At 77.4% G+C, this 26199-nt stretch carries 19 protein-coding genes and 1 pseudogene; 14 read left to right on the forward strand and 6 right to left on the reverse strand.

The window, feature by feature from the left end; translation table 11 throughout:
- Positions 1 to 10: 10 nt before the first annotated feature.
- On the forward strand, positions 11 to 1600 hold the full coding sequence (locus IHE55_RS06700; protein ID WP_307826536.1) for a long-chain-fatty-acid--CoA ligase: 1590 nt from the start codon (positions 11 to 13) through the stop codon (positions 1598 to 1600).
- A gap of 266 nt (positions 1601 to 1866) precedes the next feature.
- On the opposite strand, the gene IHE55_RS06705 is transcribed toward IHE55_RS06700, so the two are convergent.
- Positions 1867 to 2145, reverse strand: a complete 279-nt coding sequence (locus tag IHE55_RS06705; RefSeq protein ID WP_197988193.1) for a hypothetical protein — start codon at positions 2143 to 2145, stop codon at positions 1867 to 1869.
- A gap of 118 nt (positions 2146 to 2263) precedes the next feature.
- Between IHE55_RS06705 and IHE55_RS06710 the strand changes: the two genes are divergently transcribed.
- Positions 2264 to 2686 carry an ArsC/Spx/MgsR family protein gene (locus IHE55_RS06710; RefSeq protein ID WP_197988194.1) on the forward strand — a complete coding sequence of 141 codons (423 nt, stop codon included), beginning with the start codon at positions 2264 to 2266 and terminating at the stop codon, positions 2684 to 2686.
- A 610-nt stretch (positions 2687 to 3296) separates the two neighbouring features.
- Entirely contained in the window at positions 3297 to 4457 is a 1161-nt protein-coding gene (locus tag IHE55_RS06715) for a pentapeptide repeat-containing protein (protein WP_197988195.1), read from the forward strand.
- A 547-nt stretch (positions 4458 to 5004) separates the two neighbouring features.
- Here the strand turns inward: IHE55_RS06715 and IHE55_RS06720 are convergent.
- Positions 5005 to 5454: an SPW repeat protein gene (locus IHE55_RS06720; RefSeq protein ID WP_197988196.1), complete on the reverse strand. Its 450-nt coding sequence runs from the start codon at positions 5452 to 5454 to the stop codon at positions 5005 to 5007.
- 92 nt (positions 5455 to 5546) lie between these two features.
- Here IHE55_RS06720 and IHE55_RS06725 point away from each other — a divergent pair, with 92 nt between their 5' ends.
- From IHE55_RS06725 to IHE55_RS06750, 7 genes and pseudogenes are all read left to right on the forward strand, one after another.
- Positions 5547 to 8585, forward strand: a complete 3039-nt coding sequence (locus tag IHE55_RS06725) for an AAA family ATPase (RefSeq protein WP_307826537.1) — start codon at positions 5547 to 5549, stop codon at positions 8583 to 8585.
- A pseudogene (locus IHE55_RS06730) lies at positions 8531 to 8659 on the forward strand (helix-turn-helix domain-containing protein); the annotation flags it as partial. The gene IHE55_RS06725 and the pseudogene IHE55_RS06730, both read left to right, overlap by 55 nt.
- 769 nt (positions 8660 to 9428) lie before the next feature.
- Entirely contained in the window at positions 9429 to 10220 is a 792-nt protein-coding gene (locus tag IHE55_RS06735; protein WP_197988197.1) for a S1 family peptidase, read from the forward strand.
- A 309-nt stretch (positions 10221 to 10529) separates the two neighbouring features.
- Positions 10530 to 10664, forward strand: coding sequence for a hypothetical protein (locus IHE55_RS32150; protein ID WP_269671483.1), 135 nt, complete (start codon positions 10530 to 10532; stop codon positions 10662 to 10664).
- Between the two features lie 215 nt (positions 10665 to 10879).
- Positions 10880 to 11341 carry a winged helix-turn-helix domain-containing protein gene (locus IHE55_RS32155; protein ID WP_197988198.1) on the forward strand — a complete coding sequence of 154 codons (462 nt, stop codon included), beginning with the start codon at positions 10880 to 10882 and terminating at the stop codon, positions 11339 to 11341.
- A gap of 494 nt (positions 11342 to 11835) precedes the next feature.
- Complete coding sequence (locus IHE55_RS06745) at positions 11836 to 12372, forward strand: hypothetical protein (protein ID WP_197988199.1); 537 nt, start codon at positions 11836 to 11838, stop codon at positions 12370 to 12372.
- Positions 12373 to 12664: 292 nt separating this feature from the next.
- Positions 12665 to 13936, forward strand: coding sequence for a sensor histidine kinase (locus IHE55_RS06750; RefSeq protein WP_197988200.1), 1272 nt, complete (start codon positions 12665 to 12667; stop codon positions 13934 to 13936).
- Between the two features lie 391 nt (positions 13937 to 14327).
- On the opposite strand, the gene IHE55_RS06755 is transcribed toward IHE55_RS06750, so the two are convergent.
- Positions 14328 to 15218 carry an alpha/beta fold hydrolase gene (locus IHE55_RS06755; protein WP_197988201.1) on the reverse strand — a complete coding sequence of 297 codons (891 nt, stop codon included), beginning with the start codon at positions 15216 to 15218 and terminating at the stop codon, positions 14328 to 14330.
- A 452-nt stretch (positions 15219 to 15670) separates the two neighbouring features.
- Here IHE55_RS06755 and IHE55_RS06760 point away from each other — a divergent pair, with 452 nt between their 5' ends.
- The gene (locus IHE55_RS06760; RefSeq protein ID WP_197988202.1) at positions 15671 to 16318 is read left to right on the forward strand and encodes a LuxR C-terminal-related transcriptional regulator; all 648 of its coding nucleotides are present in this window, start codon (positions 15671 to 15673) and stop codon (positions 16316 to 16318) included.
- A gap of 364 nt (positions 16319 to 16682) precedes the next feature.
- The gene (locus tag IHE55_RS06765; RefSeq protein ID WP_197988203.1) at positions 16683 to 19814 is read left to right on the forward strand and encodes an alpha-N-acetylglucosaminidase; all 3132 of its coding nucleotides are present in this window, start codon (positions 16683 to 16685) and stop codon (positions 19812 to 19814) included.
- A 563-nt stretch (positions 19815 to 20377) separates the two neighbouring features.
- Here IHE55_RS06765 and IHE55_RS30840 read toward each other — a convergent pair.
- Positions 20378 to 20596 (reverse strand): hypothetical protein, encoded by a 219-nt coding sequence (locus IHE55_RS30840; protein ID WP_232265476.1) that lies wholly within the window; start codon positions 20594 to 20596, stop codon positions 20378 to 20380.
- An 85-nt stretch (positions 20597 to 20681) separates the two neighbouring features.
- On the opposite strand from IHE55_RS30840, the gene IHE55_RS06770 reads away from it, so the two are divergent.
- A complete protein-coding gene (locus tag IHE55_RS06770; RefSeq protein WP_232265477.1) occupies positions 20682 to 22442 on the forward strand; it encodes a hypothetical protein in 1761 nt (586 codons plus the stop codon).
- 74 nt (positions 22443 to 22516) lie between these two features.
- Entirely contained in the window at positions 22517 to 23218 is a 702-nt protein-coding gene (locus IHE55_RS06775; RefSeq protein ID WP_197988204.1) for a TetR/AcrR family transcriptional regulator, read from the forward strand.
- Positions 23219 to 23425: 207 nt separating this feature from the next.
- Here IHE55_RS06775 and IHE55_RS06780 read toward each other — a convergent pair whose 3' ends face one another.
- Together IHE55_RS06780 and IHE55_RS06785 are read right to left on the reverse strand one after the other, a co-directional pair.
- Positions 23426 to 24493 carry a LacI family DNA-binding transcriptional regulator gene (locus IHE55_RS06780; protein WP_197988205.1) on the reverse strand — a complete coding sequence of 356 codons (1068 nt, stop codon included), beginning with the start codon at positions 24491 to 24493 and terminating at the stop codon, positions 23426 to 23428.
- Positions 24481 to 26169 (reverse strand): glycoside hydrolase family 13 protein, encoded by a 1689-nt coding sequence (locus IHE55_RS06785; protein WP_197988206.1) that lies wholly within the window; start codon positions 26167 to 26169, stop codon positions 24481 to 24483. The genes IHE55_RS06780 and IHE55_RS06785 overlap by 13 nt, the downstream gene beginning before the upstream one ends.
- Between the last annotated feature and the right edge of the window lie 30 nt (positions 26170 to 26199).

Raw genomic sequence — 26199 nt, forward strand, 5'->3', positions numbered from 1 at the left:
GGGCCGTACGGTGACCGGCGCGCGGTGGGCGGCGGCCGGCGGCGCGGGGGCCGCGGACCTGCCGCGTACCGTCGCCGGTGCCGCCGCCCGGCACGCACGGGTCCGCCCGGACCGGGTGGCGGTGGAGTGCGAGGGCCGGACGGTGTCCTTCCGCCGGCTGCACCTGCGCAGCAACCGCACCGCGCACGCGCTGCTGGCCGCGGGGGTGGGGCCGGGCACCCGGGTCGCGCACCTGGCGGCGGACTCGGAGCACACCTACGACCTGCTGCTGGCCTGCGCCAAGACCGGCGCGGTGCTGGTGCCCGTCGATCCCCGGCTGGCGCCCGGCGAGATCGGGCACGTGCTGCGGGACTCCGGCTGCGAGCTGCTGTTCGTGGCGCCGGAGCTGCGCCCGGTGGTGGAGCGGCTGCGGCCGGCGCCGCCGCGGCTGCGGACGCTGGTGACCGTGGACGCCTCGGCACCGGGCGGCGGGCCCTTCCGCACGTGGCAGGCGGAGCTGCCGGACATCGATCCGCCGGCCGTCGTGAACCCGGGGCTGCCGCTGGCCCAGCTGTACACCAGCGGCACCACCGGCGCGCCCAAGGGGGTGGTGCTCAGCCGGCGCAGCTTCTGGGCGGTGCACGACCTGCTCGCCCGCCACCGGCTGGACTGGCTGGACTGGCGGGAGGACGACCGCAGCCTGGGCGTGCTGCCGGTGCACCACGTGGGCGGGCCCTGGTGGTTCCTGCAGGGGTTCCGCGTGGGGGCCACCCTGGTGCTGGCGCGTGGCTTCGACGCCCGGCGGATCCTCGGCCTGATCCGCTCCGGCGGGGTGAGCGTGGCCCTGCTGGTGCCGTCGATGCTCCAGATCCTGCTGGACGAACCGGCCGTGACGCCCGCCGACTTCCGGGGGCTGCGGAAGGTGGTGTACGGCGGTGCGCCGATCCCCGAACCGCTGCTGACGCGGTGTCTGGAGGTGATGGGCTGTGCGTTCGCGCAGATCTACGGGCTGACCGAGACCTGTGCCTCGGCGGTCTGCCTGCCTCCGGAGGACCACGTGCCGGGCGGCCCCCGGCTGTCGGCGGCGGGCCGCCCGTACCCGGGGGTGGTGGTACAGGCGGTGGACGAGCGGGGCCGGCCGCTGCCGGACGGCGAGGTCGGCGAGCTGCGGATCTCCACGCCGGCGGTGATGGAGGGGTACTGGCGGCGGCCGGCGGCCACCGCCGAGGCGCTGGTGGACGGCTGGCTGTACACCGGTGACGCGGGCCGGGTGGACGCCGACGGCTATGTGTACATCCAGGACCGCATCAAGGACATGGTCCTGGTGGCCGGGGAGAACGTGTACCCGGCCGAGGTGGAACACGCGCTGCGCGGGCACCCGTCGGTGGCGGACGCGGCGGTGACCGGTGTGCCGGACCGGCTGCGCGGGGAGCGGGTGCACGCGTGGGTGGTGCCCGGGCCCGGCGGGCACCCGTCGCCGCGGGAGCTGCGGGAGTTCCTCCGGCACCGGCTGGCGGACTACAAGGTGCCCACCACGTACGGGTTCGTGGCCGAGCTGCCCCGCACCGCGAGCGGAAAGGTCCTCCGCCGCGCGCTGCGCGACCGGCACCGGGGCGGGTGACCGGCGTGCCCCGGGGTACGGGTCACGCGCAGGTGTGCCCGGGTGCGGGTCACGCGCAGGTGTGCCCGGGTTCGGTGACGCGCCGCCGGCCCCGGGCGTGCGGGCCCGCGCGGGCGCGGGTGTGCCCGGGTGCGGTGCGGCATCCGGGGCGGGCCGGCCCGCGAAGGCACCGGCCGGGCCCCGGCCGGTGCCGGACCCCGCCGCGGTGCACCGGGGCGAGCGCTGCGGGGGCCGGCCGGGCGCGCGGCCCGGCCGGCCCGGAACGGTCAGCGGTTGTCGTAGCGGATGAAGGAACGCACCATCCGGCAGGTGGTCTCGGACGGCGGGTGGACCCCGATCTGCGTCGCGGTGGTCCGTATCCGGGTGTCGGTGGCCTGCTCGGCCCGGTAGACCCCGGAGTTGAGCAGGGCGATGGCCAGGCGCATGGCCTTCAGCCGGCGGTTGTGGGTCTCGTACCACTCGCGGGGACGCCCGGCGGGCATCCGCTTCTTCGGCAGCGTCGGGAAGCTCGGCAGGTCCGGCAGAGGTGTCACGGCAAGGGCCATCGGCGTCCTCCAAGGAGCGGTGGGAAACCCTTAGTCTCACCCCCTATTTTACTGCGGGGGACTGACAAAGTCCCCAGGCCAGAGGGGGTTTGAAGGGCTTCGCGGTACGGTGTGGGGCATGGAGATCTGGATCAATCCGGCCTGTTCGAAGTGCCGCGGCGCGCTCGGTGTGCTGAACGACGAGAACGCGGCGTACACGGTCCGCCGGTACCTGGAGGACGTGCCGTCCGAGGACGAGATCCGGGAGGTGCTCGACCGGCTGGGGCTGGAGCCCTGGGACATCACCCGTACCCAGGAGGCGGCGGCCGGGGAGCTGGGTCTGAAGGAGTGGCCGCGGGAGGCGGCGGCGCGGGACCGGTGGATCACCGCGCTCGCGGAGCACCCGAAGCTGATCCAGCGGCCGATCATCACCGCCGACGACGGGACGGCGCTGGTGGCGCGGACCGAGGAGGCGGTGCGGGAGGCGATCTCCCGTTCCGCCGGCTCCGGCTCCCCCCGCCCCGCCGGCTCCGGCTCCCCGGGCGAGGCGTCCCGGGACTAGCCCTGCCCTCCTGGGCCGGGGTCGGGTCCTGACGAGGACGCCCGGCGAGTGGGGTGCGGCCCGGTGGGTGGTGGCGAGCCCGTCGGTGCGTGTGGCCGGGCCGCGCCCCTTCCGGGGCCGGTTGACACACCGCCCGACGGCGTTCCGCTTCGGGCACCCGGGCGCCCGGCCGGCATCCGGTGCCGCCGGGCCACCCACCGGCCCGGGGTGTCCTGGTCGGCCCTCGGCGCAGGCGTCGTCCGGATGTACCGCCCGGGCACACAGCTCCGGCCTCCCCGTACACGGATGGTGACCACCACCGTCGTGCTGGGCACGGCCGCCACGGGCAGACCGCCGTGGGTGAGCCCCTCGACCCACGCCCGGGGCAGATGCGGGCGGTGTGCACCCGGCCACCGGCCGGTCGCAGGGCCCCGCCCCCGGGGGAGCCGGGGCGACCGTCGGCGACGTGGTGCCGGCCGGTGGCGGTGTACTCGTCGACCGGGCCGCAGCCCGGCGGTTCGGCCTCCGGGCCGGGTGGCGCCTCGCGCCGGCCCGGCACGCCGAGCGGGGGCACGCCGCCGCGACACGCCACTGTTGATCGTCTTCTGAGCGGCGCCTAGGCTCCCCTTCCATGGGGACGGGGGAGCCGGACGGCGAGCGGCGGGCACGGCACAACGGGCTGGTCAGGCGCCGTGTCACCGCGGGGCTGCTGGTCGGGGCGGGGCTGGTCGTTCTGGGCACGGTGTTCGTCGTGCTGCCGAGGATGGTGGTCGAACACGATCTCGCCGGGGTCGACGTCACCGCGCAGGATCGGCTGAAGGCGACGAACGATGTCCGCACGACGCTCGTACAGGTGGTCGGCGGTCTGGTCCTGCTCTTCGGCGCGTACGCCACCTGGCGGCAGCTGCGGGTGAACCAGGACGGTCTGCGCGCCACCCAGGAGGGCTACGTCACCGACCGCTTCAGCCGGGCGGTCGACCAGCTCGGCAGCGACAAGCTGGATGTGCGCATCGGCGGGTTGCACGCGCTGTGGCGGATCGCGGAGCAGTCCGCCCGCGACCGGGAGGCCATCATCTCCATCCAGGCCGCGTACCTGCGTACCCACCTGCCCTGGCCACCCACCGGGCCGGAAACGCCGGCGGCAGACGTGCACATCAACGACATCCCGCCCCTGGAGACCCGCGCTGCCGACGCCCAGGTGGCGCTGACCGCGCTCGGCGTGCTGTGCCGGCAGCGGGAACAGTCCTGGGTCAATCTCAGCATCACCGACCTGCGCCGGGCCGACTGCGACGGACTGTGGTTCCCCGAGGTCAACTTCGACCGTGCCTGCATGGAGGCGGCGGGCCTGTACCACGCCAACCTGACCCAGGCCTCGCTGGTCTCGGTCAATCTGCGGCACGCCGACCTCACCACCGCGGTTCTCCGCCGTGCTCGCTGCATCGTCGCCGACCTGCGGGGCGCGAAGCTGGTCAGGACCGACTTGCGAGACGCCGACTTCACCGAGACCGACCTGCGCGAGGCGAACCTGCGCAAGGCCGACGCCCACGGCGCGGTCTTCCACCGCGCCGACCTCCGCATGGCCGACCTGCGCGGCACCGACCTGAGCACCGCCGACCTTGCCGGAGCGCGCCTGTCCGGCGCCCTGGCCAGTGAACACACCCGCTGGCCCGCCGAGTTCGACCCCACGGCCGCCGGAGTCGTCGACACCGCCGACCCCGGCCCCGAGCCCTCGCCCCTGCTCCAGCCGCCCGGGATGACCTGGCAGGCGCCGCCGCTGCGGTCCGCTCCCTGATCACGACGCGCCGGTCACGAGTGCGGCGACGGCTGTCCGTCGGATGTGCGCCGCTCCTCCCGGCGGCATCCCCGTGGCGCGGACCCGGGCCACCGGGGATCCGGGAGCTGCCACCGCCCCCGGGGTCGTACGCGCGACGCCGGCGGCCCCGGCAGCGTGACCGCGGCCGGCGCCGCCGGCGAACAGAGGCCGGGACCGGCGAGGGAAGGGCGCCGCCCGGCCTCGCCCTGCGCGGGCTACCGGTCGGCAGGGGGGTGGACGGAGGGCCATGAGCGGCGACGACGGGCGGAGCCGATCGATCGTCCCCGCTGACCAGCTGTTCCGGCGGACCGGTGTGGTGGCGGCGGCCCGGACCTGGCGGCAGCCGCCTCCGGGGGCCGGCCCGGCGGCGGGCGCCGAGGCCCGGGAGCGGGCGGACGGCCCGCCGGCCGCGCCCCGGGCGGGGTGCGGACGGCGGGCCGTGTCCCGGTGGAGCGGGGCGGCGCACCGTCCCGGTGGCCGGGCCGGCGGGCCGTCCCGTGGAGTCCGGGTCACCGCCGGGCGGCCGTCACGTCCGGGCGGCCCGGCCCCGGTTGCCGCGCATCACCGCACCGACCGCGGTCAGGCCCAGCAGGCAGGTGATGGCTCCGACCACGACGTTGTTCCAGATCATCCCCGCGTCCGGGAACCTGGTGACCACCCAGGGGGACACGATCATCCAGACCCCGAGCGCACACAAGGTCCAGCTCAGGCCGTACATCCGTGCCGGCGCCAGCGTGAGCCCCAGGCCCAGCAGGGCGACGCAGATCCCGATGACCAGGTTGTGCGTGGCGAGGTCGGTGTTGCCGGAGAAGTGGACGATCCACGGGGACACCGCCAGGTACAGACCGGCCAGCAGCACCGGCCCGTCGAGGAACGGCACGTCCCGGCCGCCGAGCACCCGGGCGTAGCGCTCCCGCATCTCGGGTACGTCGGGGTGGCTCGTAAGATCACTCGTGTGACGCGAGACGTCGGCCATACGACTCGCCTCCTTCGATCATGTAAAGGTGACCGCGCAGTGCGGCGAAGCGCCGCATCACCATTGTGCGCCTTGCTGTGTTCCATAGGTAGATGTCCCTTTTTGTCGAGGGCGCGTCTGTGGCGGGGTGGCCGTTCCTGGGCAGGGGGATGAACGTGGAGCGAGATCCGCATGAGCGCATGGTCGGCCGGGAGGGGCTGCTGGCCCGGGCGCGGGCCCGGCTGGCGGACGGCGGCAGCGTGCTGCTGCCCGGGCCGGCCGGGATCGGGAAGTCCACGGTGCTGCGGGCGCTGGCCGCGGAGTTCACCGCCGCCGGCGAGCTGCTGCTGCGCTGCTCCCCCACCGAGTCGGAGGCCCAGCTGCCGTTCCTGGCGCTGATCGACGCGCTCGGACCGGTGGTCGGCGAGGTGGCCGACGCCCTCCCGGCGTCCCAGCGGTCGGTCCTGGACGCGGCGCTGACCGGCCGCCCGGGGTCGGTGGAGCCCGGCGACGGGCTGGCGCTGCGGCTGGCGGTGCTCTCGGTGGTCCGGGCGCTGGCGGCGCGCTCCCCGGTGCTGCTGGTGGCCGACGACATGCAGTGGGTGGACGCGCCGAGCGCCGAGCTGCTGGCGTTCGTGGCCCGCCGGGTCGGCGGGCTGCCGTTCCGGATGGTCGGCGCGCTGCGCACGGAGACCACCGGGGAGCGGCCGGACGGGGACGGTGCGCCGGACCTGGACCGCCATCTGCGTGCCCTGCCGCCGCCCGCGCTGGTGCTGCGGGTCCCGCCGCTCACCCCGTCGCAGACCTCGGAGCTGCTGGGGCGGCGAAGACGGCCCGCGCTGCCCGGCGCGGTGCTGCGCGAGGTGCACCGGGCCAGCGGCGGCAACCCGCTCTTCGCCCTGGAGCTGGGCCGCGCCCTGGCCGAGCTGGAGACCCCGCCGCGCCCGGGCGATCCGCTGCCCGTCCCGACCAGCCTGCGCACCCTGGTCCTGGACCGGCTGCGCACCCTGCCGCCGGCGGCGCGGACCACCCTGCTGCTGGCCGCCGCGGGGGCCCGGCCCACGGTGGCGCTGCTGCGGGCGGCGGGACGCGCCGACGCCGAGGCGCACCTGGCCGAGGCGGCCCGGCTGGGGGTGGTGGAGGCCGACCACGAGCCGGTCGTCCGGTTCACCCACCCCATCGTGTCGGCCGCGCTCTACGCGGAGGCCCCGGCCCGGGACCGGCGGGGCGCGCACGCCGCGCTGGCCCGGGCCGCGGACGACCCCATCGAACGCGCCCGGCACGCGGCGCTGGCCACCGTGGGCCGGGACGGGCACGTCGCGGACGCGCTGGCCCGGGCGGCCGGGGTGGCCCGGGAACGCGGCGCGCCCGCCACCGCGGCGCGGCTGGGCCTGCTGGCCGCCGAGCGCACCCCGGAACACGATCCCCGTGCGACCGGCCGGCGGCTGGACGCCGCCGAGGACGCCCTGGTGGCGGGCGAGCCGGAGGTCGCGCGGCAGACCGCGCGGGAGGTGCTGGACCGCGCGGCGCGGCCCGCCGACCGGGTCCGGGCCTGGATCGCGGTGATCGACTCGGCCGGGCAGGCGATGGCCGACGTGGACGACGTGTTCCCGCAGGCGCTGGCGGACGCGGGCGACGACCCGGCCCTGCTGGCGCCGCTCCACTACCAGCTGGCCTGGCGGGCGCTGCTGGCCGGCGGCTCGCTGCCGCGGGCCCGTACCGAGGCGGCGACCGCGGCCCGGCTCGCCGCCGACTCCGGGGACCGGCGCACCGAGCTGCTGGCGCTGTCCTTCCAGGCGCACACCGAGATGCTGATGGGGCACCAGGACGCCGGCCGGACCCTGGCCGCGGCGCTGGCCGCCCCGCAGGACCCGCGGGTGGCCTGCGACCACAACGGCCCCGGCTACATCCACTTCCGCCGGCTGCTGACCGGCGACCGGCTCGACGAGGCCCGGGTGGCGGTGGCCGAGCTGGCCCGGCTCGCCGAGCAGCGCGGCGCGGTGGAGGGCCAGATGCTCTTCCTGCGCGGGCTGGCCGAGACCGAGCTGCGGGCCGGGCGGTGCGCCGCCGCGCTGGAGCGGGCGTACGACAGTCTGCGGCTGGCCCGGGACGCCGGCGTCGGCGAGGGGCCGATCCGGCAGGTGGTCGCGCTGGCCGAGGCGGCCGGGGGCAGCGTGTCCCGGGCGGTGACGCTGGCCGAGGACGCCGTACGGCGGGCCGAGGAGGACGGCGACGTGCCGTATCTGGCGCGCGGACTGCACGCCCTGGGCCACGCCACGCTGACCGGCGGCGACGCCGCGACGGCGGTGCCGCTGCTGCGCCGGGCCCGGGAGATGGAACTGGCCCAGGGCATCGCCGACCCCGCCCAGAGCCCGGGCCCCGGCGACCTGGCCGAGGCGCTGGTCGCGGTGGGCGAACGGGACGAGGCGCGGCGGGTGGTGGCCGGTGCCCGGGCGGCGGCGCGCCGGCTGCGGCGGGTCGGTGTGCTGGCCGTACTGGACCGGGCCGAGGGGCTGCTGCGGGCGGCCAACGGGGATCCGGAGGGGGCGGCCGAGTCGCTGCGGGCGGCGGCGCGGACGCTGGGCCGGCTCGGGTACCGGCTGGAGGAGGGCCGCGCCGAACTGGCGCTCGGTCAGCTGGAGCTGGACCGGGGCGATCCGGTGGCGGGGCGGGCGGCGCTGGACGCGGCGGCCCGGACCTTCCGCCGGGCGAAGGCGGGGCCGTGGCTGGAACGGGCCGTCGCCGCGCAGGCGGCGGCCGAGGGCGACGGCCGCCGGACCGGCGGCGGGGCACGGCTGGACGGGCCGGGGGGCGGTACCGGGGGCGGAGTTGCGGACGGGGCCGGGACGGCGGCCGGCTCCGGGGCCAGGGGCCGGGGCCGGGGCGACGGCCGGGACCGGGGACGCAGGGCCACCGGCCGTCCCCCGCGGCCGCCGCGCCCCCGGTGCCGGGTGCGCCCATGGCGGCCGGCGTCTCCCCGTCCTTCCCGGCGGGGGACGCAGCCGAGGGTGACGGCACCGCACCGCCCGGACTGCTGGACTCGCTCGCCGAGATGGAGCGCCGGGTCGCCACGCTGGTGCTGGAGGGGGCGACCAACCGGGAGATCGCGGCCCGGCTGTTCATCAGCGTCAAGACGGTCGAGGCCACCCTGACCCGGGTGTACCGGAAGCTGGGCATCCGCTCCCGGGTGGACATCGTCCGGCTGGCCTCCCGCGGCGGCGGCTGAAGTCCTCGCGGGGAGGGGCGGGTTCCGCGGGGTGGCCGCCCGGGGCGGGACGCCGGGAGCCCGCGGCGGACGTGCAGACCGGGGATCGGGCCCCGGGCGCGGGCGACCGGGGCCACCGCCGCAGCACACCGGGAGGCCGGAACCCGAGGCGCGACGCAGGACTTGGGACCGGCCGCGGACCGGAACCCGGCCGCGGGCGCCGGCCCCGAGCCCGGTTGATGCAAAGGCCCCGGCTCCGGCCCCGGATGGCGAAGGTCCCGACTCCGGGCCGGGACGGGGAAGACGCGAACTCCGGCCGGCCACACGGCCGTACGCCGGAACGCACCCCGGGCGGGCACCGCGCACCGCACGCATGCCGGACACCGGGGCGGGCGCCGGGCACCGGCGGCGACAGGCCGGGCGATGCGGGCCCCCCGATGCGGGGCTTGATACCGGACGCCGGGACGCCGGAACTCCGGGAGCGCCGCGGGGCGGGGACCCCGGCGGCGGGAGCCGGGACCCAGGGCGCGCCGCGAGCCCGCGGCCCCCGCCGCGCGGCCCGGGGCTCCGGGCGGGCGGGGCCGCCGGTTCCGGTTTTGGTCATGGACATGGGGATTTCCCTACGGCCGGGCGCGAGGGGCAACCCTCATTGGGGGCGCGGGGGCCGGACTTCTAGCGTGACGGCCGTCGCCGAGGAGGGCGACGCATTCCCGTCCGGTGTGTGGCCAACGCACCGGCGCCGCCCGTTCCGCGGGTACAACCCCCCACCGATGGACCTCCGAGGAGAGTCATGTTCTTTAAGCTCCCCCGCCGTGCCAAGCTCGCCGCCGCGGCCGTCGGCGTCGCCGCCTCCCTGGGTGTCGCGATGTCCGGCGCCACCGCCCAGGCCGCGCCGCAGCCCATCGTGGGCGGCACCACCACGACCGCCAGCGCGTACCCGTACGTCATGCAGATCACCGACTCCGGCCAGAACCAGTTCTGCGGCGGCACGCTGGTGACCCCGACCAAGGTCGTCACCGCCGCGCACTGCATGGTCGGCGAGACCACCAGCTCGGTCCGGGTGGTCGGCGGCCGCACCTACCGCAACGGCACCAACGGCACGGTGGCCAGAGTGAGCAAGATCTGGATCCACCCCGAGTACCGCTCGGTCACCAAGGGGAAGGACGTCGCCGTGCTGACGCTGTCCTCCGCCATGCCGTACACCACCGCGAAGTACGTCTCGGCCACCGAGACCGGGGTCTACGCGGCCGGCACCACCACCCGCATCGTCGGCTGGGGCACCACCAGCTCCGGCGGCTCCTCCTCCAACCAGCTGCGCACCGCCACCGTTCCGACCACCTCGGACGCCTACTGTAAGTCCGCCTACGGCACCCGCTTCATCGCCAGCGACATGGTCTGCGCCGGTTACGACCAGGGTGGCGTGGACACCTGCCAGGGCGACAGCGGCGGCCCGCTGCTCATCGGCGGCCGGCTGGCGGGCATCGTCTCCTGGGGCGACGGCTGTGCCGAGCCGGGCATCCCGGGCGTCTACACCCGGCTCACCACCTTCTCGAACCTGGTGACCCAGCAGATCAACTCCTGACCGGCGCGGGGGCCGCACCCGCGGCACCCCGCCGGCCCGCGCACCACGGCACCGCCCGCCGGGAGGACCCACCCGTCCTCCCGGCGGGCGGTCCGCCGTTCCGGCCCGGGTCCGGCGGGCCCCGGACCGGCGCCGGCCGGGCGGACCGGCCCGGTCCTGGCGAACGGCCCCGCCCCGGCCACGGCGGGTGGCGGACGGCGGCGAGGGGCGGCCCGACGGGGCGGCGGAACGGCGGACCGGTACCGGGGAATCCCTCGTTCCGTCACCCGACCCGGCGCCGCACCCTCCTCATCTGCTTCAATAGGGGGCATGGCCAGCTACCACGACCACGACGCCGCGACGGGTCGCTCCGACCTTGAGCCGTTCTGGCCGTCCCGGCAGGCGCACCACTACGACCGCGAGTGTTGCCGCGCATCCGACGCGCGGGCCCGCTCGCTCGGCTGACACGCCGCTCCCCATCTCCGCGGCTCCGGCCTCTCCCAGCGTTCAGCGACCTCGCCCCGCGCATCCGACGTCCCCCCGACGCCCCTCTGCGCGAAAGAAGCTGACCTCCCCATGACGAACCTTCGTCCGCTCCCCGCCCCCCTTCCGCCGGCGCCACCGTCACCGCACCGTCGTACCCTCCCCGGCAGCGGCTGCGGGCCGTCGCCCCGGACGAGATGCCGCCCGTCGCGGACCTGCTGCACTCCGGTGCCACCTGGCTGCCCGCTCCCCCGCACACCCTGCCCACCCTGCCCGGCCAGCCGCCGATGGTCGGTTACCTGGTCCTGGTCCCCGCCGACCGCGCCACCGCCGCCGCCGCACCGCCCGCCGAGCCCGCCCCCACCCGCGAGGACGGGCTGGTCCGGATCGACGCCGACCAGCGCACCGCCTGGGTGAAGGGTCGTCAGCTGGACCTGACCTACCTGGAGTTCGAGCTGCTCGCCCACCTGGTGGCGCACCCGCACCGGGTGCACAGCAGAGACCAGCTGGTGACCACGGTCTGGGGTTACGGGCATGTGGGCGACGGCCGCACCGTGGACGTCCATGTGGCCCGGCTGCGCCGCAAGCTGGGCGCCGAGCACCGCAAGACGATCGTGACGGTCCGCCGGGTCGGCTACAAGTACGTGCCGACCGCCTGAACCGGCGTCGCCCCGGGCAGCCCGTCCGACCGGCGCACCGGGTGAACACCCCGGTCCGACGCACCGGGTGAACACACCGGCCGGCGCACCGGGCGGGCGCCCCCGCCGGGGGCCGGACCGCCGCCGGCCCGCCGCGCCCACCCCCCACGGACGCCCGCGCCCGCCCGCGCGGGCGTCCCCGCGCTCCGCACGCCGGGGTACGCCCGCGGGCCGCCGCCGCTCCCGCCGCCACCGGGTGGGTACGGCGGCGGGCCGCTGCCCCACCGGTCCGCCGGCACCGGCCCACCGGCCGCGTCACGAGGCCGGGTGTCCGGCGGCAGCCCGGCCGCCGCGCGCCGCTCCCGCACCGCCCCGCGCATCCCGCAGCCCCGGCTCCGCGCATCCCCCAACCCCCGCCCGCGCACGTACGTACGCGGGGCAGGACCGGCCGGACCGGGCTCGGCTAGGCTGACCGGGTGGCGCCGTACCGCCCGGTACGGGCCGAGGAGTGAGCCGTGGAACTCGACCGTCTGCTGCCCGCCTACGAATTCCGGTCGCACCACCACCGGAGGATCGCGGCCGACCGGGACACCACCTGGGAGGCGTACCGGACACTGACGCCGGAGGACATGCCCACCTCGTGGCAGCTGATGCGGATGCGCGGATTCGGCCGGTCGGGGCCGCCCGGCCCCGCCGACGACACCTTCCCGGTGCCGCTGCTGAGCACCGTCCCCTACGAGGAGGTGCGCGGCCGGGCCGGCCGGTACTGGCAGCCCCGCCCGACGTACGCACCGCTGCCCCCGGGTGACGCCGACGCCTTCCGCGCGCTGTCCGAACCGGGCTGGGCCAAGGCCGCGGTGGGCATCCGGGTGGTGCCGGACGGGGACGGCTCGGTGCTCACCGTGGAGACCCGGGTGCACTGCACCGACCTGCGGTCACGGCTGGCCTTCGCCCCCTACTGGCTGGCCATCAGGGCGGGCGGGGCCGGGCTGATCCGGCTGGAACTGCTCCGCGCGGTCGCCCGCCACGCCGAGGCGAGGACCGGCGCCTGACCCCGGCCGGCTCCCCTCCCCCGCCCGCCCACGCCGGGCCCCGGCCCGCGCCCGGCCGGTCCGAACCGACCCCGACCCCCGCACCCGCGCGCTTCGCCCCCGGGCCCTGCCCTCTGCCCGGCCGTCCGCCCGGCCCGAGCCGGCCCGCCGCCGGGTCCGGGGGTGGTGCCAGGTCCACCCCCGGCCGTGGGGTGAGGGCCAGTGACCGATCATGGTGGTCGGCCGCAGACTGGTGACGGCGCCCGACGTCCGGGCGGTGCGAAACCGGGGAACGGGGAACAGGGGTGGGGCGATGAAAGCCGGCGGGGCGCTGCTGGGCGCGGTGCGGGGGCTGGTGCTGACGGTCATGGCGCTGGCCGGTTCGATCACGCTGCTCTGCCTGACCCTGGTGTCCATCGGACTGATCCCGGTCGGCGTCGGTCTGTTCACCACCCCGTACCTGCTCGACCTGGTGCGTGCCCACGCCGACACCCGGCGGCGGCTCGCCCACGAGTGGGCCGGCGTCACCATCCCCCGGCCGTACCGCCCGGTGGCGGAGGCGCCCCCCGGCGGCCTCCTCGGCCCGCCGCGGCGCTGCCGGCGGCTGCTGACGGACCCGGCGACCTGGCGGGACGTGCTGTGGCTGCTGGTGGACCTGTCGGCCGGGTGCGTCCTGGCCATCCTGCCCCCCGGTCTGCTGCTGGACGGGGTGTTCGGGTACGTGCTCGCCGCCGGTGTGTGGCGGCCGGTCACCGAGGCCGCCGGCGGCTACTGGTACGCCTTCATCCCGGTGGAGAGCCAGACCACCGCCTTCTGCGCGGCGGGGCTGGGCACGGTGTGGATCGCCGTCTCACTCACCGCCGGCTCCGCGCTCCTGCGGGCCCACTTCCGCCTGGCGGGCGCCTTCCTCGCCCCCACCCCCCGGATAGAGCTGGCGGCGCGGGTCGAGCGGCTGACCACCACCCGGCACGACGCCGTGGACACCTCGGCCGCCGAGCTGCGGCGGATCGAACGGGACCTGCACGACGGCGCCCAGGCCCGGCTGGTGGCCATGGGCATGAGCCTGGGGGTGATCGAGGCGCTCGTCGAGAAGGACCCGGCGAAGGCGAAGGAGCTGCTGGCCGCGGCCCGCGCGAGCTCGGCGGAGGCGCTGTCGGAGCTGCGCGACCTGGTGCGCGGCATCCACCCCCCGGTGCTGGCCGAGCGCGGCCTGGGCGACGCGGTCCGCGCTCTGGCCCTGCGGATGGAGATGCCGGTGGCGGTGGACGTCCAGCTGCCGGGCCGGGCCGAGGAGCCGGTCGAGGCAGCGGCGTACTTCGCGGTCAGCGAGGCCCTGACGAACGCGGCGAAACACTCCGGCGCCGACCAGGTCTGGGTGGACATCCACCACGCGGAGGGGGCGCTGCGCATCGCGGTGACCGACAACGGGCGGGGCGGCGCGGACCTGGCCGCCGGTTCGGGGCTGCGTGGTGTGGAACGCCGGCTGGGCGCCTTCGACGGAGTGCTCGCCGTGAGCAGCCCGCCGGGCGGTCCGACGATGGTCACCATGGAGCTGCCCTGCGTGCTGACGGTGGGTCAGCCGTAGCGGGGTCCGGCGCGGCCCGCCTCCGCGACGGTGACGGGCCCTCGGCCTTCCCGCCGGGTGCGGACGGGCCCCGGCAGGGCGGCAGGCCGGGCCCGAGGTCAGCGGGCCGGGCTCCGGGAGTGAAGCAGGCCGGGCCACCGGAAGGGAGTGGCCTCCGGGGGTGGGCCGCCCCCGCCGGCGAACCGCCCGGGGAGCCGGGCGGACGGGCCGTCCGGGAGCCGTCCGAGAGCCGGGCGGACGGACCGTCCGGGAGCCGTCCGGGAGCCAGGCGGACGGACCGCGTCCGGAAACCGTCCGGGCCGGCCCGGGAACGGGACAGCCGGCCCGGGACGGAGGTCAGCCGGCCCGAAGGGCGGATCAGCCGGCCCGGGACGGGGGCCAGCGGGACGGGTCAGCCGGCCGGGGTGCCGGCCGTCAGCAGCCGGCGCAGGATCGGTTCGGCGTGGGTCCACAGCAGCGCCCCGCCGGCGTCCGGCAGCAGATGGCGCCGGGCGGTGGGGATGCGGCGGGCGAGGGTGGCGGCACGGTCCGGGGAGTGGACGGTGCTGGTGTCCAGCCCGCCGTACCACAGGTCCACCGGCACGGTGATGTCCGCCGGGTCGAACGGCCAGCGGCTCATGGCGAGCACGGTGTCCCGGGCGTATCCGGCCGGGCCCTGGGCGAACCCCTCCGCCAGCGCCCGCCGGAACCTCGGCCGGAAGCCGGGGTCGCGGTAGACCGCGCGGTCGGCCTCCCCGCTGCCGGCGTCGATGATCTCCCACAGGGCGTCGGCGCTGCCGAACCCGGCGAAGGACGCCTCCGCGCGCTCCGGGTCGGCCGTGACCAGCCGCACCAGGTCGCGCACCTCGGGCTCCAGCGCGTCGGCGAAGCAGGGCGCGGCCAGCTCGTCCCCGGCGGAGACGATCGCCACCGCCGCGCCCAGCCCCCGCGCCGCGCAGGCGAGGGCGAACGGGGTGCCCTGGGAGAAGCCGGCGATCCGCAGCCGGGCGGCCGGCAGGTCCCGCGCGGCGGCGAAGTCGCGCACATCGGCGGCCCAGTCGTCCAGGGTCCGGCCGGGGGCGGGGTCGGAGGCGCCCAGCCCGGGCCGGTCCACCGAGATCAGGCGCACCGCCAGTGGTTCCAGGAGGCCGGCGCCGAAGTTCAGTGACCGGGAGGTGGCCGCGCCGGGGCAGAACAGCACCGGGGTGCCGTCCGGCGGGCCCCACTCGGCCCAGCCCAGCCGCCGCCCGTCGGGCAGCACGCTCACTCCGGTCCGCTCGGGGTCGTCCACGTACACGCTCATGGCGGCATGGTCACCGCCGCGGCGGCACCCGCGCACCCGTATTTCCCGTCCCGGGGCGGCGGCCGGACCCCACGCCTCCCGCCCCCCTCCCGCCCCGCGCACCCGGACGCCCGGCACACCCCTGCGTCCGGCGCCCCGGTGGGACCGTGACGGGCCGGGCGGCGTCCCCGTTCCCCCGTGGGGGGCCACCCGTGGGGACGGCGGGCGCGCCCCGCACTCGTCCACCCGAGCGGCGCCCCCGTGCCCACGCGCACCGCGCGCCCGTTACCACCCGCGGGCGCCTGTGGTCCGTACACCCCGTGTACGGCGGCGGCGCCGGACCGCATCCCCCGGTCGGCGGTACATTCGGCGCTGTCCGGTGCGCCCGCCGGCCCGCCCGGGGCCGGGGCCGGCCGGTGGGCGGACCGTCGGGTCCCGCCCGTCCCCGTTCACCGCCGTCTTGTGGAGCCGCTGTGCGCGTTGTCCTCGCCGAAGACCTCTTCCTGCTGCGGGACGGACTGGTCCGTCTCCTGGAGGCGTACGGCTTCGAGATCGCCGCGGCGGTGGAGAGCGGCCCCGAGCTGAGCCGGGCGCTGGCCGAACTGCGACCGGACGTGGCGGTGGTGGACGTCCGGCTGCCACCGTCCTTCACCGACGAGGGGCTGCAGTGTGCGCTCGCCGCCCGGCGGGCCACCCCCGGGCTGCCGGTGCTGGTGCTCTCCCAGCACGTCGAACAGCTGTACGCCCGGGAGTTGCTGGCGGACGGCAGCGGCGGGGTCGGCTATCTGCTCAAGGACCGGGTGTTCGACGCCGACCAGTTCGTGGACGCGGTCCGGCGGGTGGCGGCCGGCGGCACCGCGATGGACCCCCAGGTCATCTCGCAGCTGCTGTCCCGGCGCTCCCGGGACCGGCCGATGGGCAGGCTCACGCCCCGGGAGCGGGAGGTGATGGAGCTGATGGCGCAGGGCCGGTCGAACGCGGCGATAGCGGCCCAGCTGGTCGTCACCGAACGGGCGGTCGCCAAGCACACCTCGAACATCTTCGGGAAGCTGGGGCTGCCGCCGTCGGACGACGACAACCGCCGGGTGCTCGCCGTGCTCGCCTACCTCGACCACGGCTGACCCCTCGCTCCCCGCTCCCCGCCCCCCACGGGCACTCAGGGCCCGGCCCACGGCCGGGGGCGACGGGCCGGGCGACGGGCCGGGCCGGCGGCGTACCGTTCCGCCCCCCGGGGCCGCACCGGCCGTACCGGCCGCCTGCCGCACCGCTCGCCCCGGGCGCGCTCCCCCTCCACCCTCCCCGCTGCGCTCCCTCCCCCGCTGTGCTCGCTCCCCCGCCGAGGTCCGGACGGACCAGTCGCCTGGGCCGTCCGGTCCACCCGGCGGCGGCCGCCACGGCGTGCCCGCGCGCACCATTGCCCGCACCAGGCAACGCTGGTTAAGTGCCCAGGGCACACGACCGTTGGCCTTTCGTTGGGGGCACCACGTGAGCGATCTGACCAGACGTACGCTGATCGGTACCGCCGGGGCGCTCGGCGCCGGAGCCGCGCTGGGGGGCGGTGCCGTCGTCGTGGCGGGCACGCGCGCCGAGGCCGACGACGCCGAGGCGGCCGACGGCCCCGCCTTCGGCACCGGACCGGCCCGGGCGGCGCTGGAGCGGCTGCTGCCGGACCACGCCGACCAGTTCCAGCTGGTGCCGCTGGCGGCCGCGCCCGGCGCGCCGGAACGGTTCACGGTGACCGGAGGCCCGGGCCGGATCACGGTCGCGGGCACCGGCCCGGCGGTCCTGCTGACCGGGGTGCACTGGTACCTGAAGTACACCTGCCGGGCGCACCTGTCCTGGTCCGGGGACCAGCTGCGGCTGCCCAAGCGGCTGCCGGCGCCGGACGGCACCGTCGAGCGCGCCACCCGGCTGCGGCACCGGTTCGCCTTCAACGACACCCACGACGGGTACACCGCCCCGTACGCGGACTGGAGCCGCTGGGAGCGGATGATCGACGTCGTGGCGCTGCACGGCTGCAACGAGATGCTGGTGACCACCGGTCAGGAGGCGGTCTACCAGCGGGTGCTGCGCGACTTCGGCTACTCCGACGAGGAGGCGCGCGCCTGGCTGCCGGCGCCCTCCCACCAGCCGTGGTGGCTGCTGCAGAACATGAGCGGCTACGGCGGCCCGATGAGCCAGGAGCTGATCGACCGGCGGGCCGAGCTGGGCCGGCGGATCACCGGCCGGCTGCGGGAGCTGGGCATGGCCCCGGTGCTGCCGGGGTACTTCGGGACCGTCCCGGAGGGGTTCGCCGAGCGCAACCCGGAGGCGCGGACCGTCCCGCAGGGCGACTGGGCCGGGCTCCGGCGCCCCGACTGGCTCGACCCGCGCACCCCCGCGTTCCGGGCGGTGGCCGAGTCCTTCTACCGCCACCAGCGGGAGCTGTTCGGTCCGGCGGACCTGTTCAAGATGGACCTGCTGCACGAGGGCGGCAGCCCCGGCGACGTGCCGGTGCCGGAGGCGGCGCGCGCCGTGCAGGACGCGCTGGAGGCGGCGCGGCCCGGCGCCACCTGGGTGATCCTGGGCTGGCAGGAGAACCCGCGCCGGGAGGTGCTGGACGGCGTGGACCGCGAGCGGATGCTGGTGGTCGACGGGCTGTCGGACCTGGAGACGGTGACCGACCGGGAGCGGGACTGGGGCGGGGCGCCGTACGCGTTCGGCACCATCCCCAACTTCGGCGGCCGGACCACGATCGGCGCCAAGACGCACATGTGGGCCGAGCGCTTCACCGCGTGGCGGGACAAGCCCGGCAGCAAGCTGGTGGGCACCGCCTACATGCCGGAGGCCGCGGAACGCGACCCGGCCGCCTTCGAGCTGTTCAGCGAGCTGGCGTGGCGGGACGAGCCGGTGGACCGGGCCGCGTGGTTCGACGCCTACGCCGACGCGCGGTTCGGGGCGCGGGACCGGGGGGCCCGGGAGGCGTTCGCCGCCCTGCGGGAGACGGCGTACCGGATCAGCAGCCGCGACGGGCGGCCGCACGACAGCGTGTTCGCCGCCCGGCCGAACCTGGCCGCGCGCTCCGGCGCGTACTACGCCACCCACACCCCGGCCTTCGATCCGGCGGCCTTCGACGCGGCACTCGCCGCGCTGCTGACGGTGCGTCCGCCGCTGCGGGACAGCGACGCCTACCGGCACGACCTGACCGACATCGCCCGGCAGGCGCTGGCGAACCGCTCCTGGCAGCTGATCCCGCAGCTCCAGGCCGCCTACCGGCGCAAGGACCGGGAGACGTTCGCCGCGCTGTCCCGGCTGTGGCTGAAGCTGATGCGGCTGAGCGACGAGATGGCGGGGGCGCACCGGGCGTTCCTGCTGGGGCCGTGGCTGGAGGACGCCAAGCGGCTGGCGACCTCCCCGGCGGAGGCCGCGCGGCTGGAATGGACCGCGCGGACCCTGGTCACCACCTGGGCGGACCGGCCCACCGCGGACGGCGGGCGGCTGGCCAACTACGCCAACCGCGACTGGAACGGCCTGATCGCCGACTTCCACCTGCCGCAGTGGCAGAGCTACCTGGACGAGCTGGAGGACGCGCTGGCCCAGGACCGCCCGGCCAGGACCTTCGACTGGTTCACCGTCGAGGAGCCGTGGACCCGGCAGCGCACCAGCTATCCGGTGCGGCCCACCACCGACGCGCACCGCACGGCCACCCGGGTGTACGAGACGCTGGCCGCGGCGCCGTACCAGGGCACCGTGACGGTCGCCGCCGAGCCGGCCACCCTGGCGCCGGGCGGCACCGGGACGCTCACCGCCACGCTGCACAACACCAACGGGCTGCGCGCCACCGGGCGGGTGGACTTCGCGCTCACCGGCTCGGGCACCACCCCGGACGGCCCGCTGACGCTGGACCGCATCGCGGCCGGGGGCACCGGCACGGCCCGCTGGCGGACCGCCGCCCCGGACGAGCCGCTGGACCGGCCGCTGCGGGCGCTGCCGTACGAGGTGGCGGTGGTCTACGGGCCGAAGGGGGAGGACCGGGTGCGGACGGTCCACGAGGGCACCTGGTGGATCGCCGGCCCGCTCGCCGCGGGGCTGCGCACCACCACGACCAACGCCGCGGTGTTCGGGCAGCTGGGCGAGCGGTTCGCGATCGACGGCGCGGGCCAGGACCTGTGGCGGGCCACCGCGGAGTTCGGGGCGGTCTACCGGGAGGGCGCGCTCGCCGCCGGCGGCCAGCTGACGGTCCGGGTGGACGCCCAGGAGGTCACCGGCCCGTGGGCGCGGGCCGGACTGGTGGTGCGGGACCGGCTGGCCGCCCCGGGCGGGCCGGGCTTCCTCAACCTGGCGGTCACGCCGGCGAACGGGGTGGTCCTGTCGTACGACGCCAACGGTGACGGGACGCTGGACACCTACCGGCGGATCACCGGCGTCAAGGCGCCGGTGCACCTGCGGCTGACCCGGACCGGCACCACCTCCTACACCGGGGAGCTGTCCACCGACGGCACCACCTGGCGCACCGTGGCCACCGTCACCGTGCCGCGGGCGGCGCCCGCCCAGGACGCCGGGATCTTCATGACCGCCACCAACGGCGGCAGCGGGGCGCGCGGCACGGCGGAGTTCAGCGGCTGGCGCTTCGGCTGACGGCCGGCCGCCCGGGACCGCCCGGCGGGGGAGGCCCGGGGACCGCTCCGGCCGGCGGCCTTCCCGGGCCGCCGGATCCACCGGGCCGGCCGCCGCTGCCGGCCCGGAACGCGGCCCCCGCTGCCGCCCGGCGGCCCCCAGGGGCCGCGTCCAGGAGTCCCCGGGGGCGACAGGGGGCCGCGCGCCGTCACCGCCCGGGGCGACGGGAGGCCGTGTTCCGGGGCCCCGGGGCGACGGGCCGTGGCCGGGGGCGGTTCCCGGTTCCCGGTTCCGGGGGCGGTCAGACCGTCCCCGCGCACGACGCCGGTCCACGCACCGTCAGCCCGCTACCGGTGGGCGCGAGCCGGGCGCCGGGCGGCCCCCGGCCCGGGACCGGCCCCGGGCCGGCACGGCGGTGCCCGTCCCGGCCGGCACGGCGGCACCGGTCCCGGCCGGCACGGCGTACCCGTTCCGGCAGACACGGCGGTGCCGGCCCGAGGCGGGGCGACGGGCGCCGCCGGGACCGGACGAGGGTGACACTCCGCCCGAACGGCTCAAAGTGACCATCCCACCTATCACTCGTTCTACGCACCGTGGAGCATCTGCAGCCGACAGCCGCCTCCCCGTACCGCCCCGTACCGGGCGCCGCCGAACCGGTCGGTGTCGAGCAGGCCGAGGCCGCCGTCGTCGAGCACTATCCGCGGCTGGTCCGGCTCGGCTACCTGATCCTTCCGCCGGATCTGCCCCGCGACCGGCGGGTCCTGACCGCCCACGCCCTGGTCCAGCGGGCGCTGCCCCGGCACCGGGAGGCCGTGCCGCCCCCAGGGTGGCGGCCGGCCGCCGGACCGGCCGGGCGGGGGGACGGCGGGCGGGCCGGGGTACGCCTGTGTGCGGGTCCGGGTGGTGCGCGGCGCGCTGGCGGCCGGCCGGTCCCGCCGGTCCTGGCGGTGGCCGCGCCGGGGCCTGCTCCCCCTCGTGCGCGGGCTGCGGCTCTTCCCGCTGGGCGACGCGGCGGACGGGCTCGCCCTGGACGAGACGCTGGCCGGTCTCACCGGGCCGGGCCGGGCCGCGTACGCGCTGCGCGTCGTGGAGCGGCTGACCGACCGTGCGGCGCGCGCGGCGCTGGCCGCGGCCGGGGTGGCGGACCCGGGGGCGGCGCTCGCCGAGGCGGCCGCGGTGCGCGACGCGGCCGGCCCGCCCGGGGGCACGCCGCCGGCCGTGCGGTGCGACCCGTGCGCGCTGCGGGCCCGGCCGACCGACCTGCTGCGCCGTCGGCAGCACGGGCGCGCGGCGCTGGTGGGCGCGGCGGCGCTGGTGGTCTGCGGCTCCCTGCTCGGCCTGCCCGGCAGGGGCTGGGGGCCCGGTACCACGCCGGCCCCGGCGGAACCGCGCGACCCGGCGACGGCGGCGGCCGTCGATCCGGACCGGCTGACGCGTGCCGAACCGGGCGCCTGGCGGGTGGCCACCCGCCAGGACTTCACCACCTGGCCCGCGCGCGGCGGGCGTATCCGGGACACCGCGCTGCTCGGCCGGGCGCTGCGGACCTGGGCGCGGCCGGGACCGTACACCCAGGTGTCGGTCTCCCCCGGCACGCCGGCGGGGGCGCCGCCCGGGCCGCCGCAGCTGCTGTGGGCCGGGGACGTGGACCGGGCGACCGTGGTGGTCCTCCACGACGGGCTGCGCCTGGTGCGGTACGCCGAGCCCCGGGGCGACGGCCGGGGCGCGTCCGGCACCCCCGTCCCGGCGGCGTCCGGTGCCGGCGCCGCAGCCGCCCGCCGCGGGCCGGACCGCGCTGCCGTTCCGGGCACCACCCCGGAGCGTCCGGCGGCGCTGGACCTGGCCCGGGTGGACGCCGGCGACAAGGCGTCGGCGACCGCGCTGGTGATCGGCCGCTCCGGTGACCGGGTGCGCTATCTGACCGCCCCCTGGGTCCGTACCGCGCGGGTCCGCGACCTGCTGGCGCCCCGGCGGCCGGCCCGGCCGCTGCGCCGGACCGCCGACGGGGTGACCGCACCGGTGCCCAGCCCGGTGGCGCGCGGGGGCGGCTGCCGCGGCTGGGAGGCCGCGCAGTTCGGTGGCCGGACGGTGGCCGACCTCGGCGAGATCGTCCCGGCCCGGCTCACCTACGGCGCACCCCCGGCGCCCCGGGACGTGACCGGCGCCGAGGCGCGCGCGGTCTGGGCCGGCACCGCCTGCCGGCTGGCCGCCATGGCCTCGCGCGGCGTGCGGAGCGTCAACGCCTGGCAGTTCGCCGTCCAGCCGCTGCCGGACGGAACGGGGGTCGCCCGGTGGGTGTGTGCCCGGGCGGAGACCTGGCGCGGTCCGGGCAGCACGGTGCTGGCCCAGTTCCGTCCGCCGGCCGACGACCCGGGGGCACCGGGGGTGGTCGCGGCGACCGCGGAGGACTCCACGGCGTGCGGGCCGCGGCAGCCCCGGGTGCTGAGCGCGGTGCGGTGGCGGTCGGCCGGCGGCCGGTGGTACCTGCTGGCCGCCGGCAGCCCGGAGGTGGTCTCCATCGCCGCGGGCGGCCCGGTGCCCGGGGCGGCGGCGGGCCGGACGCTGGCCCTCCCGGCACCGGCGGACGGGGCGGTCCGGCCGGCGCTGCGGGCCCGGCTCGCCGACGGCGGCCGGATGCGCGCGCTGGGCTGACGGCCCGGCCGGCGCCCCGTCACGGGCCCGCCGACGGCCCGCGGCGCCGGGGCCGCTGTCATTAGAGTGGGCGCATGACGAGCGGAACGCGTCGCCGGATGGGTGTGCAGCAGCGCCGAGAACAGCTGATCGCGGTGGCCCTGGAGCTGTTCAGCCACCGCTCCCCCGAGGACGTGTCGATCGACGAGATAGCGGAGGCGGCGGGCATATCCCGGCCGCTGGTCTACCACTACTTCCCGGGCAAGCACAGCCTGTACGAGGCGGCGGTGGAGCGGGCCGCGCGGGAGCTGGCGAGCCGTTTCGAGGAGCCGCCCGAGGGCCCGCTGGGGGCGCGGCTGCTCCGGGTGATGCGGCGGTTCTTCGACTTCGTGGACGAGCACGGCCCGGGCTTCTCGGCGCTGATGCGCGGTGGTCCGGCGGTGGGCACCAGCAGCACCAGCGCGGTCATCGAGGAGGTGCGGCACGCCGCCTACCGGCACATCCTGTACCACCTGGAGATCGAACGGCCCGCCCCCCGGGTGGAGCTGCTGGTGCGGTCCTGGGTCTCGCACGCGGAGACCACCGCCCTGCTGTGGCTGGACGGCCGCACGGTGCCCCGCGCCGATCTGGAGCTCCAGCTGGTGCACGACTTCGGGGCGCTGGCGGCGGTGGGTGCCGCGCACGACGCCGAACTGGCCGGCCTGATGGGGCGGTTGATCGCGGCCGAGCCCCCGGACGGGCCGTTCTCGGAGCTGTTCACCCGGCTGGCCGCGCTGTTCCCGCCGCCCGCGCCCTGACCCCCGGCCCGCGGCCCCCGGAGCCCTGCCCGCGGCGCCCGGGCGCCCCGCCCCTGGCCCACAGCCGGCCGGCCCACCACCGGCCGGCCGCCGGGCCGGACCCGTACCGGCCCGGACGGGACGACGCCCGAGGGTCCGGGCCGGACGACGGCGACCCACGCCCCGCGACCCTGCGCCCCCGCCGCCCCGGCGGGACCGGGGCGGGCGTCAGACGCCGCGGGGGGCCTGGCCGGTGGAGCCGCGGACCACCAGGTCCGGCTGGAAGACGAACTCGGTGGGCTGGACCGGGTTCCCCTCGACCGCCTCCAGCAGCGCGCCGACCGCGGCGGCGGCCATCGCCTGCACCGGCTGCCGGACGGTGGTCAGCGGCGGGGCGGTGAAGGCGATCAGCGGTGAGTCGTCGAACCCGACCACCGAGACGTCCCCGGGCACCGACAGCCCGCGCCGCCACACCTCCCGGATCGCGCCCAGCGCCATCAGGTCGCTGCCGCAGACGATGCCGGTACAGCCCTGGTCGAGCAGCGCGCCGGCCGCCACCTGGCCGCCCTCGACGGTGAACAGGGTGTGCTCGACCAGCGGCCCGGCCGGCCGGCCGGCGTCCGCCGGCAGCTCCGCGAGGGCCGCCGCGAACCCCTCGGCCTTGCGCTGCGCCGGTACGTACCGGGCCGGCCCGACGGCCAGCCCGATCCGTACGTGCCCGAGGGCGGCCAGGTGGGTCACCGCCATCCGCGCCGCCGCCCGGTCGTCCGGCGAGACCGAGGGCGCGGGCACCGCCGGGTTGTGGCCGTTGATCAGGACGAACGGCACGCCCCGGGCGGCGAGCTGGACGTACCGGGCGGGGTCGGCGGTGGTGTCGGCGTGCAGCCCGGAGAGGAAGACGACGCCGGTGACGCCGCGCTCCTCCAGCTGCTCCACCAGCTCGTCCTCGGTGGCCCCGCCGGGCATCTGGGTGCACAGCACCGGCGTGTACCCCTGTCCGGCCAGCGTCTGCTCGATGACCTGCGCGAAGGCCGGGAAGATGGGGTTGGTGAGCTCCGGGATCACCAGCCCCACCAGCCCGGCGCTGCGCCGCCGCAGCTTCACCGGCCGCTCGTGGCCGAGCAGGTCCAGCGCCGCGAGCACCCGCTGACGCGTGGTGCCCGCGACGCCCGGCTTGCCGTTGAGCACCCGGCTGACCGTGGCCTCGCTCACCTTCGCCTGGGCGGCGATGTCCGCCAGCCGGGGCGGCGCGGCCGGGTCGGTGCCGCGTGACGGCGTGAGGGTCACACCGCCCACCAGACCGCCGTGTCGGCCGGCAGCGCGAACCCGGCACCGTCGGCGGCACCGTCCGGCCCGTCCGCCGGGAGCGGTCCGCTGGCCAGCAGCACCCGGCCCGGGGCCGGCAGGATGACCGGCCCGCCGGTGGTGTTGACGGTGCAGACGAAGTCCGCGCGGCGGAACGCCAGCACGCCCTCCGGCGCCGGCAGCCACTCCACCGCGTCGCCGGCGCCCAGCGCGGACAGGTCGCGGCGCAGGGCGATGGCCGTGCGGTACAGCTCCAGGGTGGAGTCCGGGTCACCGGTCTGGGCCTCGACACTGAGTCCGGCCCAGCTGTCGGGCTGCGGCAGCCAGCTGGGGCCGCCCGCCGGTCCGAAGCCGTACGGCGGTTCGGTGCCGGACCAGGGGATCGGCACCCGGCAGCCGTCGCGCAGCCCGTCCTGGCCGTCGCCGCGGAAGAAGGCGGGGTCCTGGCGGACCTCGTCGGGCAGGTCGGTGACCTCCGGCAGGCCCAGCTCCTCGCCCTGGTAGACGTAGACCGAGCCGGGCAGCGCCAGCATCAGCAGCGCCGCCGCGCGGGCCCGCCGCAGCCCCTGCTCGGGGCTGTCCTCGGCGTACCGGGTGGCGTGCCGGACCACGTCGTGGTTGGACAGCACCCAGGTCGTCGGCGCCCCCACCGGACGCATGGAGTCCAGCGAGGAGTCGATGACCTCGCGCATCCGCGCGGCGTCCCACGGGGTGCCCAGGAAGTGGAAGTTGAACGCCTGGTGCAGCTCGTCGGGGCGCACGTACAGGGCGGTGCGTCCGGGGCTGGGGGTCCAGGCCTCGGCCACCCCGATCCGCTCGGTGCCGGGGCCGTCGGCGTACTCGTCGAGGATCTTCCGCCAGCCACGGTAGATCTCGTGCACCCCGTCCTGGTCGAAGAACGGCATGGCCTGGTTGCCGAGCAGCTTCAGCTGTTCGCTGTGGCCGAGGTCCGGCAGCCCGGCGGCCTTGACCAGGCCGTGTGCGACGTCGATCCGGAAGCCGTCGGTGCCCAGGTCCAGCCAGAACCGCAGGATGGAGCGGAACTCGTCGTGGACGGCCGGGTGGTCCCAGTTGAAGTCGGGCTGTTCGGGGGCGAACAGGTGCAGGTACCACTCGCCGGGGGTGCCGTCCGGGTTCGTGGTCCGGGTCCAGGCCGGTCCGCCGAAGATCGACTCCCAGTCGTTGGGCGGCAGTTCGCCGTCCGCGCCACGGCCGGGGCGGAAGTGGAACCGGGCGCGCAGCGGGGAGCCGGGTCCCTCCCGCAGCGCCTGCCGGAACCAGGCGTGCCGGTCGGAGCAGTGGTTGGGCACCAGGTCCACGATCACCCGCAGACCGAGGCGGTGCGCCTCGCGGATCACCGCGTCCGCGTCGTGCAGGGTGCCGAACATCGGGTCGATGGCGCGGTAGTCGGCGACGTCGTATCCGGCGTCGGCCTGGGGCGAGGCGTAGAAGGGGCTGAGCCACACGGCGTCCACGCCGAGGTCCTTCAGGTACGGCAGGCGGCTGCGGACGCCTTCCAGGTCGCCCATGCCGTCGCCGTTGCCGTCGGCGAAACTGCGCGGGTAGACCTGGTAGATCACCGCGTCCCGCCACCAGTCCGGGGTGCGGACCGGGGTGTCGGAGGTGACCGCCGCACCGACGGCGGGGTCAGCGAGATGCTGGGTCATGGTGTCCTTGGAGTGTGTGAGAACCAGCCC

Origin of the sequence: Streptomyces pactum (assembly GCF_016031615.1) — a bacterium.
In the GTDB taxonomy this organism is placed as follows: domain Bacteria; phylum Actinomycetota; class Actinomycetes; order Streptomycetales; family Streptomycetaceae; genus Streptomyces; species Streptomyces pactus.